Genomic DNA, 17,034 nt, shown 5'->3' with positions numbered 1-17,034 from the left:
ATGACCATCCCTGACTCCGAGAGGTTCGACGTTGATTCCGCGACAAGGGTTCTCGCGGCGGTGCTGACATCGCCGGCGGGCGCGCGTACGGCCATCGGAGCGTTCGCCGATGTGCCCGGACTCGTCTATCGGGCCGAGCAACCCGCCAGGCTGCTCCGTGCCGCCAAGCCGCCGGTGCTACGTGCGGGGGAGTGGGAGTTCGTGGCGACGGGGCCGGGCGCGGCACCGATGGAACTGCGCCACACCGTACGCGGCATCACATTGCAGACCGAGCGACCCGCGCCGTCGGACGCGGCACGTCGACTCGCCGTCGAAGTGCTCTCCGCCGCACAGCAACTCGGCTCGGAGACCGACATCGCCGTGCACTCGGCGCTCTACGGTCTCGCCGCGATCGTCTGAACGCTCCGGCGGGCGGCGAGGACCTTGTCGGCCAGGTCGTCGGGATGGATGTTGCGTCGTGGGCGTACGGCGTCCATCGTCCGCAGGCGTCCGGCGAAGCGAGACAGTGCCCGGCGGTCGGCCGCCGAGACCGTGATCCCCAACATCTGCGCGGCCACCGGATGCTGGATCGCGCGCACCGCCCGGGTCGGAAGCTGCTGGAACAGCCAATAATCCGGGCGCAGCAACTGATCCCGATACCAGTCGAGGCCCGGTACCGGATCGAGTTCGGTGGCCAGCGCATGCGTGAAGTAGTCGCCGAAGTCGTCGAGCGAGGCGGGCATCTCCCGTGCCGAGATCCCGTACCGCCGATACCACTCGCAGGTCTCGTCGTAGAGCCGACGCTTGTCGTCGGCGTCGAGACCACCGAAGAACACCTCGACACAGGTGAACAGGGCATCCACGTAGGTGGCGTGCTCGAAGAAGAACACCGACGGATTCAGTGCGTGATACGCACGTCCGTCCGGTCGGCGTCCGCGAAACGAGTCGTGGCTGTAGCGGATGAGGCGCACCTCGTCGAAGCCGGCGTCGTATCCCGACCGGATGATGCACGGCACGGTGCGCTGTTTGTGCACGAACACCCGTCGCGGAACGATGGAGAACTCGTGCGTCGCCGCGGCGATCGACGGGTGCAACATCTGCAACGACACCGCTCGGCAGATCGACATCACGAAACGTCGATCGGCGAGAAAACGCCACAGCAGCGATGTCTCGTCGAGTCGAATGCGTGCGGCACCGGAACGTGCTGACGTCATCGTGGCCCCCCGACCTCGTGTGAGTGTGTCCACGATAGCGCGAGACCGGGCCGAGATGGCGCGAGCCGGGGCCGCGATCGACGATGTGCGGCAATCGGGACACCGCGCGGCGGTAAGCTCACCGGCATCGACCCGGGTGCACCCGAGACCGACACGGCAACCGAGACAGGGCACGACGATGACCCACTGGTTCGACCACGCCATCGTGGCCACCGGTCGTCTGCCGCTGTTCCTGTTCCTCCTCGCGTTCATCGCGACATTCCTGTTCATCCGGATCAGCGTGCGGCTCATCCGCGCGCAGGTGCGCTGGTGGCCGGGCAACGTCACGCCCGGCGGGATGCACCTGCACCACGAGTTCTTCGGAGTCATCGCGATGCTGTTGTCGGGGTTCGGTCTCGTGGCGCTCTCGCGCTTCGACACCCCGATCGCCGACTGCGTGCTCGCGGCGATCTTCGGAATCGGTTGCGCGTTGGTGCTCGACGAGTTCGCACTGATCCTGCATCTGCGAGATGTGTACTGGGAGAAAGAAGGCCGTTCGTCGGTCGATGCGGTCTTCGTCGCGATCGCGATCGGGGTGCTGTTTCTCCTCGGATTACGGCCATTGGGCTTCTCCGACGCGGCCACCGAGATCGCCGCAGGCCCCGACCCGGGTACCCGGATCGCCGCCGCGGTGATCGTGACCGCCAATGTGGTGCTGGCGGTGATCACCCTGATGAAGGGCAAGCTGTGGACCGGGCTGATCGGGATGTTCATCCCGTTCCTGTTGTTGTTCGGGACCTTTCGCGTGGCCCGTCCCCGGTCACCGTGGGCGCGCTGGTTCTACGCGGGCAAGGAGGGCAAGCTCGACAAGGCGATCCGCCGTGAGATCCGCTACCGGGAGCCGCTGATCCGCTGGAAGATCGTGGTCCAGGAGGCGCTCGCCGGTCGCTTCGGCGTCCCCGACCTCCCGCCCGTGCTCCCGGTGACCCCGGCTCCCGTCCCGCCGAGGGTCGCCGCTCCCAACGCGGTGGCGACGGCCATCCGATGGCGACGGACCCGTCGCGAACTGCGTGTGGTGCCGACCTGGCGTCTGCCGGTGATCTTGGTGGTGCTCGCGGTGATTGCCGCGATCTTGTGCATCACCCTCGACGAATCGCTGGGGCTGCAGGTGGATTCGGGGACCTTGGCCACGGTGTTGGGGGTCATCGCGGGAGCAATGGCCACGCTGACCGGTCTGGTGTTCACCGCGGTCACCCTGGCGATGCAGTTCGGGGCGTCGCAGATCTCGGTGCGTGTCATCCCTCGGCTGCAACGCGAGCCCGTGATGCGCTGGTCGATCGGGTTCTTCCTGGCCACATTCGTGTTCAGTGTGATGGTGGCGATGGACCTGGCGCTGGCCGAACCCGACGACACCACGCCCGGGGTGTCGACGGCGATCGCGGCGTTGCTGACCGTCGTCTCGGCCTTCCTGTTCATCGCGCTGGTGGCCAAGGTAGGCACCGTGCTCAACTCTGCTCAACTCATGCGCTGGATCGCCGCCGACGGCCGCTCGGCGATCCGCCGCCAGTTTCCCGACGAGGTTGCCGCAGAGGAGGTTGCCGCAGAGGAGGTTGCCGCAGAGGAGGTTGCCGCAGAGGAGGTTGCCCCGGGGCCGGTTCCGGAACACGGTACGCACGACGCAGTGGTGCCCGTCGGCCCGCCCGCGGTGGACTCCGGGCATCCCGACGATGCGCGCCGGATCATTCACCTCAAGGAGACCGCGACCCGCGGCCGGGTGCTGCTGGCGGTCAACGTCGCGAAACTACAGCGATACGCCGTCTCCGGGAACGTGCGATTCGACCTGCTGGTCGCCGTGGGCGATCACGTCCCGCACGACGTCGGGGTGATCGCCGTCAGCGGTGAGCACCGCGACTCGATTGCCGCCCACAAGGTGTTGCGCTGCTTACTCTTCGGGGATATCCACCAACCGTCAGTGAGCCCCGCGGCTGCGCTGCAATCGATCTCCGACATCGCCCTCAAGGCGATCTCCAGTGCGGGCAACGACCCGAGCACCGTCGTCCTCGCGCTCGACCACACCGAGGATCTGCTGCTGATGCTGGCCCCCCGCGTGCGTGCGGACCTGCTCTCCACACGAGCCACCCTGGTCGGTGGCTACCGGCGCAGCTGGGCCGACTACGTCGCCATCGGCACCGACGAGATCCGTCGACACAGTCACGGGCAGGCACAGGTCCACCGACGTCTGCGCGCACTGTACGAGACGCTCGCGCGCCGCTGCCCGGCCGATCAGCTGCCACCGATCACCGGACGTCTTGCGGCGCTGGACCAACAGATCGACCTCGAGTGGCAGGTCCCGCTCGACCGCAGGCTCGCCCGCGCCCCTGATCGACAAGGCTCCGGGTCGGAGCGGGGGTCGGTGGGCTGAGTGGCCGCGTTCTCCGACATCGACGGCTGCGGCGGGGAGCTCGTGCATTCACGGCCGACGCGACGTTCTCGGTGTCCGCGGTAGCTCGAATGCAGTGCCGCCTCAAGCGGTCTCGAGGCTGCCGCACGCGGCTCGCACCTCGACCATCGATGCACGAAACCGGGCGCGGGTCACATCCACGCACGGTGATCGGCCGCTTCAAGGGGTCTCCAGGGAGGTGAAATTCAGTGCGCGGTCACCGATTCGGTCAGGAATGCGGTGGCGCGCCGGACGGCCGGGCGGGCGTCGGGTGTGAGTCGGCCGAACATCTGGAAGACGTGGCCCTGACCACGCCAGGCCTCGATCTGCGCGTCTCCGCCGGCGCGCACCAGTGCCTGGTGGTAGTCGCGCGCGTCCTGGCCCATCACCTCGAGGCCGCCGTATTGGATCAGCGTGCGCGGCAACGTGATCCCGTCGTCGAGTGGGATGTGCATCCGCGGGTGGTCGGGATCGGCGTCACCGGTGTAGAGGCGCAGGATCTTCTGCGCCGCAACGGCATCGATGATCGGATCGCGCGCCCCTGCGCGTTCGTGAGCGACGGCGGTGGCGAAGCTGGGGTCGTAGAGCGGGGAGAACAACACCATGGCGCTGGGTTGTGGGGTGCCGGTTCGGTGATTGTCGGCGAGCAGATCCAGCGCGAGATGACCGCCCGCCGAATCCCCTGCCACGACGATGCGGTCGGCGTCGATGCCCTGGTCGAGCAGCCAGTGATAGCCGCGGATGGTGTCGTCTCCGGCGGTCGGCCACCGGTATTCGGGACCGAGGCGATAGTCGAGGCTGAACGCGAGGAAACCGGTCTGCCTGCTCAACCGCGCGACCAGACCGCGATGTGTGCGCGGCGAACAGACCACGTATCCCGACCCGTGCAGGTAGTAGATGATCGGCCGATCACGCCCGCGGGTCAGGCCGGGACCGTGGGTGTCGACCGTGCCCACCCACTCGCCGCGCACCTGGCCGTCACCGTGACGGGTGGCGATCGGGAGCACCGCGGTGCCCGCGGGGACCGGGCACATCGCGGCCAGCGAGCGGTTCACGCCCGGCCGCGTGGCCCGCAGCATCCGGACCGCCACCGGAGAGGGGCCGTAGCGGGTGGCCGCCATCAGCGGTCGGCTGACCCGGCTCAGATAGCTGTTGAGGGCGTGCGACCGGCGCGAACCCGGACCGACGTGGGTGTCGGGGTGCGGTGGTGCCGCAGGATCGGACAGGTCAGGGGCGACGGTGTTCACGAAATCGACAGTAGGACGACGGACGGCCCGGCATGAGCGGATTGGGCGCTGTCGGCGGCTGGGAGGGCGCTGTCGGCGAGGAGATGGGCGCTGTCGGCGCTTGGGAGGGCGCTGTCGGCGAGGAGAAGGGCGCTGTCGGGGACGACGTACGGCAACACTCGTTGTGCGCCATACGCTGCGACGTCGGCGTCGATGTGGTAGCCGGATTTCGATACTGGGCACCGCGCGTGAGAAAATACCTGACAATGCTTAGCGAGCAGGGTGGTTCCTGCCTGGCAACGACTGCCGGGTCCAGGTGTCAGCAACGGCGCTGACCTCAGGGGACGCCACCGTCCGATCGTCGGAAGAGCCAGGTCAGCCCATGGTTTCGGCACTTCCGGGGGCACAGTCGACGGTGCCGCGTCCGCACAGACGTATACGGGTCAATCGGTGCGCAACGTCGCGCGCGAAGTGAGGCAGATTATGAAGCATGCTCCTGGTCCCACAGGGCTGTACGACCCCATCCACGAGCACGACGCCTGCGGTGTCGCCTTCGTCGTCGACATGCACGGCCGACGCAGCCGGGACATCGTGGACAAGGCCATCACCGCGCTGATCAACCTCGAGCACCGCGGAGCCGCGGGTGCCGAACCGAACACCGGTGACGGCGCCGGCATCATGATCCAGGTACCCGACCGCTTCCTGCGCGAGGTCGTCGACTTCGAGCTGCCCGCCGAGGGCGGCTACGCCACCGGTATCGCCTTCTTGCCGCAGGGCTCCAAGGACGCCGCCGAGGCGTGCGAATCGGTCGAGAAGATCGTCGAGGCCGAGGGGCTGCGGATGCTCGGCTGGCGCGAGGTGCCGGTCAACGAGAACGGTCTCGGCGCACTCGCCCGCGACGCGATGCCGACCTTCCGCCAGGTGTTCATCGCGCTGCCCGAGGGCGCGCCCGATCCCGACGGCATGGTGATCGAACGCCGGGCCTTTGTGGTGCGCAAGCGCGTCCAGAACGAGCTCGGCACCAAGGGTGCAGGCGCCGACGGCCCGGGCCGCGAGACCGTGTACTTCCCGAGCCTGTCCGGCAAGACCTTCGTCTACAAGGGCATGCTGACCACCCCGCAGCTGCGCGAGTTCTATCTGGACCTGCAGGACTCGCGGGTCGAGAGCGCGCTGGGCCTGGTGCACTCGCGCTTCTCCACCAACACCTTCCCGTCGTGGCCGCTGGCGCATCCGTTCCGGCGCGTCGCCCACAACGGCGAGATCAACACCGTCACCGGTAACGAGAACTGGATGCGGGCGCGCGAGGCGCTCATCGACACCGAGTTGTTCGGTGACGACGTCTCGCAGAAGATCTTCCCGGTGTGCACGCCCGGTGCCTCCGACACCGCGCGCTTCGACGAGGTCCTCGAGATGCTGCACCTCGGTGGTCGCAGCCTGCCGCACGCGGTGCTGATGATGATCCCGGAGGCCTGGGAGCGTCACGAGTCGATGAAGCCCGAGCACAAAGCGTTCTACGAGTATCACGCCACGTTGATGGAGCCATGGGACGGACCGGCCTCGGTCTGCTTCACCGACGGTACCGTCGTCGGCGCCGTCCTCGACCGGAACGGCTTGCGCCCCAGCCGGATCTGGGTCACCAAGGACGGACTGGTCGTGATGGCCTCGGAGGTCGGCGTCCTCGACATCGACCACGCCGACGTCGTGCAGAAGATGCGGCTGCAGCCCGGCCGGATGTTCCTGGTGGACACCGCCGCCGGCCGCATCGTCGACGACGAGGAGATCAAGGATCAGCTCGCCGCCGAGCACCCGTACCAGGAGTGGCTCGATAACGGCCTGGTGCACATCGACAACGTCAAGGCGTTGCCGCACCAGCACATGTCGCATCACCGGGTCACCCTGCGGCAGTTGACCTTCGGCTACACCACCGAGGAGCTCGACCTGCTGGTGGCGCCGATGGCCCGCACCGGTGCCGAGGCGATCGGCTCGATGGGCACCGACACCCCGATCGCGGTGCTCTCGGCCCGGCCGCGGATGCTGTTCGACTACTTCCAGCAGATGTTCGCCCAGGTCACCAACCCGCCGCTGGACGCGATCCGCGAGGAGATCGTCACCGCGATCGGCGGGACCATCGGCTCCGAGGCCGATCTGCTGCACCCGAGCCCGCAGTCGTGTCGGCAGATCGTGCTGCCGACACCGGTTCTCGACAACGACCACCTCGCCAAGCTCGTCCGGATCAACGACGACCCGAACCTCCCGGACTTCCGCAGCGCCCACATCCACGGCCTGTACCCGGTCGCCGAGGGCGGCGCCGGTCTGCGTGCGGCCCTCGACGAGGTCCGCACCAAGGTCAGCGCGGCGATCGCCGACGGGGTGAACCTGATCATCCTGAGTGACCGCGAATCCGACGAGACGCTGGCCCCGATCCCGTCGCTGCTGCTGACCGCGGCCGTGCACCACCACCTGGTGCGCGAGCGCAAGCGCACCCGCGTCGGACTGATCATCGAGTCCGGTGACTGCCGTGAGGTCCACCACGTCGCCACCCTCGTGGGATTCGGTGCGGCGGCGGTCAATCCGTACATGGCCTTCGAATCGATCGAGGACATGGTGGAGCGGGGCGCGTTGGGCGACATCGACTTCGAGACCGCCCGCGCCAACTACATCAAGGCCGCGAGCAAGGGCGTGCTCAAGGTGATGAGCAAGATGGGCATCTCCACCCTCGCCTCCTACACCGGCGCGCAGCTGTTCCAGGTCATCGGCATCAACCAGGACACCGTCGACGAGTTCTTCACCGGGCTGCGCAGCCAGCTCGGCGGAATCGGTCTCGACGAGATCGCCGCCGACGTCGCCGCCCGACATGCGTTGGCGTTCAACGACCGTCCCAGCGAGCGGGCCCACCGCGAACTGCCGGTCGGCGGCGAATACCAGTGGCGCCGTGAGGGCGAGTACCACCTGTTCAACCCCGACACGGTGTTCAAGCTCCAGCATTCGACGCGCACCGGTCAGTACAAGGTGTTCAAGGAATACACCAAGCTCGTCGACGACCAGTCGCGCAAGCTCGCGACGCTGCGCGGTCTGTTCGACTTCAACTTCGGTGACCGCGACCCGATCCCGATCGACAAGGTCGAATCGGCGCGCGAGATCGTCAAACGCTTCTCCACGGGTGCGATGAGCTTCGGCTCGATCTCGGCCGAGGCGCACGAGACCCTCGCGATCGCGATGAACCGGCTCGGTGGACGCTCGAATTCCGGTGAGGGCGGCGAGGATCCGCGTCGGTTCCACCATGACGAGAACGGTGACTGGCGCCGCAGCGCGATCAAGCAGGTCGCGTCGGGCCGTTTCGGTGTGCACTCGCACTACCTGAGCAACTGCACCGACATCCAGATCAAGATGGCACAGGGCGCCAAGCCCGGCGAGGGCGGCCAGCTGCCGCCGCACAAGGTGTACCCGTGGGTCGCCGAGGTGCGAGGCTCCACCCCCGGTGTCGGGCTGATCTCGCCGCCGCCGCACCACGACATCTACTCGATCGAGGATCTCGCCCAGCTGATCCACGACCTGAAGAATGCGAACCCGCAGGCGCGCATCCACGTCAAGCTCGTCAGCGAGATCGGCGTGGGCACCGTCGCCGCGGGTGTGTCCAAGGCACACGCCGACGTCGTGCTCATCTCCGGGCACGACGGTGGCACCGGCGCCTCGCCGCTCACCTCGCTCAAGCACGCGGGTGCGCCGTGGGAGATCGGTCTGGCCGAGACCCAGCAGACGTTGCTGCTCAACGGTCTTCGCGATCGCATCTCGGTACAGGTCGACGGTCAGCTCAAGACCGGACGCGACGTGGTGGTCGCCGCGCTGCTCGGCGCCGAGGAATTCGGGTTCGCCACCGCCCCACTGGTGGTGTCGGGTTGCATCATGATGCGCGTGTGCCACCTCGACACCTGCCCGGTGGGCGTGGCCACCCAGAATCCGTTGCTGCGTGAGCGTTTCACCGGCAAGCCGGAGTTCGTGGAGAACTTCTTCCTCTTCATCGCCGAGGAGGTCCGCGAGTTGCTGGCCCGTCTGGGCTTCCGCACCCTGCAGGAGGCGGTCGGCCACGTCGAGGCCCTCGACACCGGAAAGGCGCTGTCGCACTGGGGTTCGGCGAAGGCCGGCAAGCTCGACCTGTCCTCGGTGCTCGCCGAGACGGAATCGCCGTTCATGAACCAGGACCTGTACTGCTCCGGCGTGCAGGATCACGGTCTCGACAAGGCTCTCGATCAGCAGTTGATCGCGCAGAGCCGGGAGGCGATCGACCACGGTACCCGGGTGAGCTTCTCGTCGAAGATCACCAACGTGAACCGCACCGTCGGCACGATGCTCGGCCACGAGGTCACCAAGGCCTATGGCGCGCAGGGTCTCCCGGACGGGACGATCATGATCGACTTCACCGGCTCGGCGGGCAACAGCTTCGGTGCGTTCGTGCCCAAGGGCATCACGCTGCGCCTCGAGGGCGATGCCAACGACTTCGTCGGCAAGGGACTCTCGGGCGGCCGCATCGTGGTGCGTCCGGCGCGCAACGCCCCGGACGGGTTCGTCGCCGAGGAGAACATCATCGCCGGCAATGTCATCGGGTTCGGTGCGACGGCGGGCAAGATCTTCTTGCGCGGTGTGGTCGGCGAGCGGTTCTGTGTGCGCAACTCGGGTGTCACCGCGGTCGTCGAAGGCGTCGGCGACCACGGCTGCGAGTACATGACGGGCGGTCGTGTGGTGGTCCTCGGCGGCACGGGGCGCAACTTCGCCGCGGGTATGTCCGGCGGCATCGCCTACGTGTACGACCCGCAACAGAACTTCGCCGACAACCTCAATCCCGAACTCGTCGAACTCGAACCGCTCGACGACGACGATCTCGAGTTCCTCGCGGGCATCATCACCGAGCACCGCGACGAAACCGAATCACCGGTCGCCGCAGCACTGCTCGAGCAGTGGGAGACCACGCAGACGCAGTTCGCCAAGGTGATGCCGCGCGACTTCAAGCGTGTGCTGGCAGCCGCCGCGGACGCCGAGCGAGATGGACGAGACGTGAACGAAGCGATCATGGAGGCCGCACGTGGCTGACCCCAGAGGATTCCTCAAGCACACCGAGCGGGAGTTGCCCGACCGTCGTCCGGTCGACCTGCGCCTGCTCGACTGGAAAGAGGTCTACACCGACTTCGACAAGGACCACCTGCAGACACAGGCCAGCCGGTGCATGGACTGCGGTATCCCCTTCTGCCACAACGGCTGTCCGCTGGGCAACCTCATTCCCGAGTGGAACGACCTGGTGTACAAGGATCGGTGGGACGACGGGATCGAACGTCTGCACGCCACCAACAACTTCCCGGAGTTCACCGGGCGGTTGTGCCCGGCGCCGTGCGAGGCGTCGTGCGTGCTCGGCATCAATCAGCCGCCGGTCACCATCAAGCAGGTGGAGGTCGAGCTGATCGACAACGCCTGGGACAGTGGACTGGTCACCCCGGTGCTGCCGACCGAGCACACCGGCAAGAACATCGCCGTCGTCGGGTCCGGGCCCGCGGGACTGGCCGCCGCACAGCAGCTCACCCGCGCCGGTCACACCGTCTACGTCTACGAGCGGGCCGACCGCATCGGCGGCCTGCTGCGCTACGGCATCCCCGAGTTCAAGATGGAGAAGCGCCACATCGACCGTCGTCTCGAGCAGATGAAGGCCGAGGGAACGGTGTTCCGCACCGGTGTCAACGTCGGGGTCGACATCACCGTCGCGCAGCTGCGTGAGGACTTCGACGCCGTCATCCTTGCGATGGGCTCGACCATCGGTCGCGATCTGCCGATCGAGGGCCGCGAACTCGACGGCATCCACCAGGCGATGGAGTTCCTGCCGCAGGCCAACCGCGTACAGCTCGGCGACACCGTCGACGGCCAGATCACCGCGAAGGGCAAGAAGGTCGTCATCATCGGCGGCGGCGACACCGGCGCCGACTGCCTCGGTACCTCGCTGCGTCAAGGCGCCGAGATCGTGCACCAGTTCGAGATCATGCCGCGTCCGCCGCAGGAGCGCGCCGAGTCCACCCCGTGGCCGACCTACCCGTTGATGTACCGCGTCTCCTCGGCCCACGAAGAGGGCGGCGAGCGGGTGTTCTCGGTCAACACCGAGATGTTCGTCGGCGAGAACGGCAAGGTCACCGGCCTCAAGGCACACGAGGTGGTCATGCGTGACGGCCGCTTCGAGAAGGTCGAGGGCAGCGACTTCGAACTCGAGTGCGACCTGGTGCTGCTCGCGATGGGCTTCGTCGGACCCGAACGCACCGACCTGCTCGACAAGCTCGGCGTCGAATACGACCAGCGCGGAAACATCAAGCGGGATGACGAGTTCCGGGCGGTCGGCCAGGAGAACGTCTTCGTCGCCGGCGACGCCGGCCGCGGTCAGTCACTGATCGTGTGGGCCATCGCCGAGGGGCGTTCGGCCGCGGCGGCCGCCGATCAGTACCTGGCCGGTCGCACCGATCTGCCCGCTCCGATCTACCCCACGCAGGTCGCCCAGCGCTGAGGCACACGATCACGACGACCGGTGGTCGGCGGTCCCGCACGGGGCGCCGGTCACCGGTCGAGTCGTCTGCGGAGGCAGGCTCACCAGGCGGAGATCAGTTCGACCGGCCTTCGAGGGCCTTGGTCATCTCCTTGGGCACCGAGTCGGCGAGGCGGTTGAAGATGACCCCGAAGATCGGTTCGGCGATGGCGCCGAATCGCTGGAAATCGACGGTGGCCGCATAGGTGATCGAGGTACGTCCGTTGCCGGCGTCGGTGAACGAGAGGTCGTCGGTCGTCGTGGCGGTCTTGTTGGAACCGGTGAACACGACGTGGTCGGGGTCGTCGCGGGTGAGTTCGTAGGTGAGCTCGGTGGAGATGCCGTACAGCTTGGTCTTGTTGTGCCAGGTGGTGCCGAGACCGATTGGGCCCCGGGTGTTTTGCGTGCATTCGACGGTTCCCGGATCCCATTCCGCGGCATTGGCGAAGTCGCGGAGATAGGTGACGACCTGGTCGCGGGGACGGTCGACGGTGAAGGTGCGCGAGACGTTGACCACAGCATGGCTCCTTTGTCCGATAAGCGGTGTCGTTCACCGGTATTTCGTCGCCGAAGGGTTTGCGGACCGTCTCCCCGGTCCTAAACTCGTTCGGGTATTGGTCGGTGGTCGCGGGTCTGCGGGGACCCGGCCGATGGCCACGATTGAAGGGGAGGCGCTCGTGCGCAAGCTGTTTGTGATGGTCCTGACCCTGCTCATCGCGGCGATCGGCGCGGTCGCGGCGGGCGGCACGGCGCACGCCGCCGACTGTCCGCGGCTCTATGTCATCGCGGTACCGGGCACATGGGCCGACGGACCCGGACTGCTCGGCGACGTGACCTCCGGCCTCGGCGCCGACACCCAGGTCGCCTACGTCCGCTACGACGCGACCGCATTCCCCTGGGAGAAGGCGATCTACGGCAAGTCCAAGGCGCAGGCGGTCTCGAACGTGACCGGCCTCGCGGTCACCATGTTGCGACGCTGCCCGGCCACCAAGATCGCGCTGACCGGCTACAGCCAGGGTGCCGACGCCGCCGGCGACTTCGCCTCCGAGGTCGGCGCGGGCACCGAGCGGGTGCGTCCACAGCAGGTCGCCGGGGTGGTGCTCCTCGCCGATCCGCGTCGTTCGTCGAAGGATCCGCTGGTGGGACCCCCGCTCACCGGCCAGGGCAGTGGCGGACCCCGCATCGGCGGCATGGGATGGCTGACGCCGGTCACCCGGCAGATCTGCGTGCCGAGCGACCTCTACTGCAACACCCCGCGCGACTACTACGTCACGCGCGTCGTCGGCTACCTCGCCGAGACGAGTGATCCGACGCCCAGCCAGTACGGCCAGTACCAGCTCGAGGCGGCGGCGATCGTCAACGAGATGCTCACCCAGGGTGGCCCCGGCCGGATCGTGCAGGAGTTGAGCAACGCGCGGGCGCGTGAGCAGATCATCGAGTTCAACAAGTTCATCCAGTCGGGATCGCACGGTGACTACGCGACGTTCCAGGTCAAGCCGGGAGTGACGGCGGTGCAGTGGGCGCACGACTACCTCGCCGGACTGGCGTGATCTTCGCCACGTCGTGATCTTCCGCAGGTCACCGGGTCGCGCGTCGCTACCAGGACGGTAACGATTTCCGTGTCATCATCGACGTACACGGGTGTGGTTGCGAGTTGGAAAACCGCCGCTACAGTAAGACGAAGTCAGTATCCGTTGTATTGATTCAGGGAAGCGTTGAGTCATGAAGTTGGCTGAGACACTCCACGGACCCCGTCGACCCGCCCGGCTCGGGGCGCTGTCCATCCGACGCACCCGCCGTCAGGCACGAATGTTCCCGGCCGAAGCCGAACGACTGATCACCGCTGCTGAACTCCGTCGGCTCCACGGCTGAATCGACTCCACGGCTGAGCCGGGGCCGACCGCCGTTGCGCCCGGCCGGTGGGACTCACCCCGCCGAGACACGCGCGGACTGCCCGCCCAATTCGACGACGTCGCCGACGACGAGCTGACGACCGCGTCGGGTCTCCACGTCACCGTTGACACAGACCAATCCTTCGGCGATGACCTCCTTGGCCTCCGCACCGGAGTCGATGAGGTTGGCCAGCTTCAGGAACTGGCCGAGCCGGATGACCTGATCACTGATCGCGACGTCGAACACACCGCCATCCTGGCAGACGGCAAGCGTTCCCGGCGAGCCGAACCGCGCACTAAGGTTGTCTGTCATGGCGGTCGAGACCGGAGTGCAGCAGGCCCCCGACGACGAGAAGCAGCACGGATCGGTGCCGCCGGATCGGACAGCGGCCGAACGCCGTTCGGCTGATCTGCTCGACCAGATCCGGCATCCACGGGGTTTCGGGCACAACGCGCCGCGGATCGCCGGCACCGTGGTGGGCGTCATGGCGGCAATTGCGTTGGCGTCGAGCGTTTTTCCGTTCTTCCGGCATTGGATTCACGTTCCTCGTGACTACGTCGACAACTACATCGTCGCGATGCCGGAGACGAGCTTCGCTTGGGCTTATGTGCTGGCATTGGTGGCGATCGCACTCGCCGCCCGCAAGCGCATCGCCTGGTGGATCTGCGTCATCCTGCTGGTGCTGTTCATGCTCACCAACGCACTGCTCCTGATCCCGGCGATCGGCTCCGATCTGGACATGACCCGCACCGAGCGGATCAACACCGGGATCGGGCTGGCGATACAGGTGGCCATCCTCTTCTTCCTGGTTCTCACGTTCCGGCAGTTCTACACCCGGGTCCGCCGCGCCGCGTTGCTGCGTGCGCTCGGTGTGCTGATCACCGGGCTGGTTGTTGCCACCATGCTGGGCTGGGGTCTGGTGGTGCTGGTACCCGGCAGCCTGGAGTCGGGGGAGCGTCTGCCGTATGCGTTCAACCGCGTCGTCGCCTTCGCGACCATCGATCAGCGCACCTTCGACGGCCACCACACCCATCCGTGGATCAACGGGCTACTGGGACTGTTCGGGGCTCTGGCCCTGATCGCCGCCGCGATCGTGCTGTTCCGGTCTCAGCGGCTCAAGTCGCTGATCACCGCGGAGGACGAACGACTGATCCGCGCGCTCATCGACCGGTTCGGCGACGACGACTCGCTGGCCTACTTCTCCACCCGCCGCGACAAGGCCGTGGTGTTCTCGCTCGACGGTCGGGCGGCGATCACCTATCGCGTCGAACTCGGCGTCGGACTGGCCGGCGGTGATCCGATCGGCGACCCGGACTCGTGGTCGGGGGCGATCGCGGAGTTCCTGACGCTGTGCGAGCGGTACGGCTGGCATCCGGCGGCGATGGGCGCCAGCGAGCGCGGCGCCGAGGCATACGACGCGGCGGGTTTCGGCACGCTCAACATCGGTGACGAGGCGATCATCCACACCCGCGACTTCACGCTGTCGGGACCGGCGATGAAGAGTGTGCGCCAGGCGGTCACCCGTAATCGGCGGGCCGGGGTCACCGTACGAATCCGACGGCACAGCGAATTGTCGGACGCACAGATGGCCGAGGCGATCGCCCGCGCCGACGCGTGGCGCGACACCGACGAGGAACGCGGCTTCGCGATGGCACTCTCGCGACTCGGCGACCCCGCCGATGGCAACTGCCTGCTCGTCGAGGCGATCCAGAACGAGGGCACCGACGACGAGAAGGTCATCGGCTTGCTGTCCTTCGTCCCGTGGGGTCGGCGTGGGGTCTCGCTCGACCTCATGCGCCGCGACCGCAACGGCGTCAACGGCGTGGTGGAGACGATGGTCGTCGAGCTGTGTCAGCGTGCCGAACAGGTCGGCGTCACCGACATCTCCCTGAATTTCGCGACGTTTCGCGCCTTCTTCGAGCATGGCGGGCAGATCGGTGCCGGACCGGTGATGCGGGCGAGTTACTCGGCGTTGATGTTCGGCTCCCGGTTCTTCCAGATGGAGTCGCTCTATCGCTCCAACGCGAAGTACCTGCCGGATTGGCAGCCGCGGTACCTGTGCTTCGAGGACGCCCGGATGCTCCCGCGTGCCGGGCTGGCGAGCATCGTCACCGAGGGTTTCGTGCGGCTGCCGCGCTTCGGCCGCAAGGAACAGTACGAAGCCGGCGAGCCGTCGGTGCCGCAGGGAGTCGACGTCGACGCGCTCGTCGCGCAGTTCGCCGAGGAGGCCGATCAGCAGGCGGTCTCCGTGCATCGGCCCGAGCAGGTCCGGGTCCGGATGGCCAAGCTCGATCGGCTCGTCGCCGAGGGCTTCGACCCGTACCCGCCGGCCGACGCGCCCACCCACACCATCGCCGCGGCCCGGGAACTACCGCAGGGCACCCAGGTCACCATCGCCGGCCGCATCACCCGGTTGCGTGACTTCGGCAAAGTGATCTTCGCCGGCCTCCACGACTGGTCGGGGCAGGTGCAGTTGCTCATCGAGGATTCCCGGATCATTCCGGGCACACCGGATTTCGGCTCCGATGTGGACCTCGGTGATCTCGTCGAGGTGCGTGGCATGCTCGGCGAGAGCCGCAAGGGCGAGTTGTCGGTGCTGATCGACGCGTGGCGGATCAACGGCAAATGCCTGCGTCCGCTGCCCGACAAGTGGGCCGGTCTGACCGACCCGGAAGCCCGTGTGCGCCAACGCTATCTGGACCTGGCGACCAACGCCCGCAGCCGGGACCTGCTCAAGACCCGCAGCGTCGTCGTCAAAGCGCTGCGCGACTTCCTCGCCACCCGGGATTTCCTGGAGGTGGAGACGCCGATCCTGCAGCGAATCCACGGCGGCGCCAATGCCACCCCGTTCCAGACGCACATCAACGCCTACAACCTCGACCTCTATCTGCGTATCGCACCCGAGCTGTACCTCAAGCGGCTCTGCGTCGGCGGGGTGGAGAAGGTCTACGAGATCGGGCGGAACTTCCGCAACGAGGGCGTCGACTTCAGCCACAACCCCGAGTTCACCAGCCTCGAAGCCTATGAGGCGCATAGTGATTACCTGAAGATGCTGGATCTGACCCGCGAGATGATCCAGTTCGCCGCGATCGCGGCGCACGGTGAGCCGGTGATCTACCGGACCGGTGACGACGGCACCGTCGAGCGCATCGACATCTCCGGTGACTGGCCGGTCAAGACCGTGCACGAGGTGGTCTCCGAGGGTGCCGGTGAGGAGGTCACGCCGGAGACGAGCGCCGAGGACCTGCGTCGGATCTGTGATCGGCTGGAGATCGCACACCGCCCCGACTGGGACGCGGGGGCGCTGGTGCTCGAACTGTATGAGCACCTCGGTGAGGACCGCACGACGTTCCCGACGTTCTACATCGACTTCCCCACGTCGACCTCGCCGCTCACCCGTGCCCACCGCAGCCGCGCGGGTGTCGCCGAACGGTGGGATCTCGTCGCCTGGGGCGTCGAGCTCGGCACCGCCTACACCGAGCTCACCGATCCGGTCGAACAACGCAAACGGCTGACGGCGCAATCGATTCTGGCCGCCGACGGTGATCCGGAGGCGATGGAACTCGACGAGGACTTCCTCGAGGCACTCGAATACGCGATGCCGCCCACCGGCGGACTCGGCGTCGGCGTCGACCGCGTCGTCATGCTGATCACCGGTCAGTCGATCCGCGAATCGCTGCCGTTCCCGTTGGTCAAGCCCGACGAGGGGTAACCGTCGTCGACGGCGCCCGGTTTCACGCCGACGGCGCTTGT

At 67.2% G+C, this 17,034-nt stretch carries 11 protein-coding genes; 7 read left to right on the top strand and 4 right to left on the bottom strand.

Features of this window, described 5'->3' with window-relative positions; all coding sequences use genetic code 11:
• A complete protein-coding gene (locus P3L18_RS07265) occupies nt 1–399 on the top strand; it encodes a hypothetical protein (RefSeq protein WP_014358397.1) in 399 nt (132 codons plus the stop codon).
• Here the strand turns inward: P3L18_RS07265 and P3L18_RS07260 are convergent.
• Complete coding sequence (locus tag P3L18_RS07260; protein WP_006369123.1) at nt 375–1,193, bottom strand: oxygenase MpaB family protein; 819 nt, start codon at nt 1,191–1,193, stop codon at nt 375–377. The genes P3L18_RS07265 and P3L18_RS07260 overlap by 25 nt on opposite strands.
• 178 nt (nt 1,194–1,371) lie before the next feature.
• Here P3L18_RS07260 and P3L18_RS07255 point away from each other — a divergent pair, with 178 nt between their 5' ends.
• A complete protein-coding gene (locus P3L18_RS07255; RefSeq protein ID WP_276113729.1) occupies nt 1,372–3,594 on the top strand; it encodes a DUF2254 family protein in 2,223 nt (740 codons plus the stop codon).
• Between the two features lie 224 nt (nt 3,595–3,818).
• Here the strand turns inward: P3L18_RS07255 and P3L18_RS07250 are convergent, their stop codons facing one another.
• Nucleotides 3,819–4,859: an alpha/beta hydrolase gene (locus tag P3L18_RS07250; RefSeq protein WP_276113728.1), complete on the bottom strand. Its 1,041-nt coding sequence runs from the start codon at nt 4,857–4,859 to the stop codon at nt 3,819–3,821.
• A gap of 462 nt (nt 4,860–5,321) precedes the next feature.
• Here P3L18_RS07250 and gltB point away from each other — a divergent pair, with 462 nt between their 5' ends.
• Complete coding sequence (gltB, locus tag P3L18_RS07245; RefSeq protein WP_276113727.1) at nt 5,322–9,923, top strand: glutamate synthase large subunit; 4,602 nt, start codon at nt 5,322–5,324, stop codon at nt 9,921–9,923.
• Entirely contained in the window at nt 9,916–11,370 is a 1,455-nt protein-coding gene (locus tag P3L18_RS07240; RefSeq protein WP_006369127.1) for a glutamate synthase subunit beta, read from the top strand. The genes gltB and P3L18_RS07240 overlap by 8 nt, the downstream gene beginning before the upstream one ends.
• A 94-nt stretch (nt 11,371–11,464) precedes the next feature.
• On the opposite strand, the gene P3L18_RS07235 is transcribed toward P3L18_RS07240, so the two are convergent.
• Nucleotides 11,465–11,905 carry an SRPBCC family protein gene (locus P3L18_RS07235; protein ID WP_079928421.1) on the bottom strand — a complete coding sequence of 147 codons (441 nt, stop codon included), beginning with the start codon at nt 11,903–11,905 and terminating at the stop codon, nt 11,465–11,467.
• A gap of 133 nt (nt 11,906–12,038) precedes the next feature.
• Here P3L18_RS07235 and P3L18_RS07230 point away from each other — a divergent pair, with 133 nt between their 5' ends.
• On the top strand, nt 12,039–12,938 hold the full coding sequence (locus P3L18_RS07230; RefSeq protein WP_006369129.1) for a cutinase family protein: 900 nt from the start codon (nt 12,039–12,041) through the stop codon (nt 12,936–12,938).
• 172 nt (nt 12,939–13,110) lie between these two features.
• A complete protein-coding gene (locus P3L18_RS07225) occupies nt 13,111–13,260 on the top strand; it encodes a hypothetical protein (protein WP_014358404.1) in 150 nt (49 codons plus the stop codon).
• A 54-nt stretch (nt 13,261–13,314) separates the two neighbouring features.
• On the opposite strand, the gene P3L18_RS07220 is transcribed toward P3L18_RS07225, so the two are convergent.
• Nucleotides 13,315–13,527, bottom strand: coding sequence for an RNA-binding S4 domain-containing protein (locus P3L18_RS07220; RefSeq protein ID WP_276113846.1), 213 nt, complete (start codon nt 13,525–13,527; stop codon nt 13,315–13,317).
• Between the two features lie 64 nt (nt 13,528–13,591).
• Between P3L18_RS07220 and lysX the strand changes: the two genes are divergently transcribed.
• Complete coding sequence (lysX, locus tag P3L18_RS07215) at nt 13,592–16,993, top strand: bifunctional lysylphosphatidylglycerol synthetase/lysine--tRNA ligase LysX (RefSeq protein WP_276113726.1); 3,402 nt, start codon at nt 13,592–13,594, stop codon at nt 16,991–16,993.
• Nucleotides 16,994–17,034 lie beyond the last annotated feature (41 nt).

Source organism: Gordonia sp. N1V, assembly GCF_029269935.1.
GTDB lineage: Bacteria > Actinomycetota > Actinomycetes > Mycobacteriales > Mycobacteriaceae > Gordonia > Gordonia polyisoprenivorans.
This window is presented reverse-complemented; position numbering and strand designations above follow the sequence as displayed.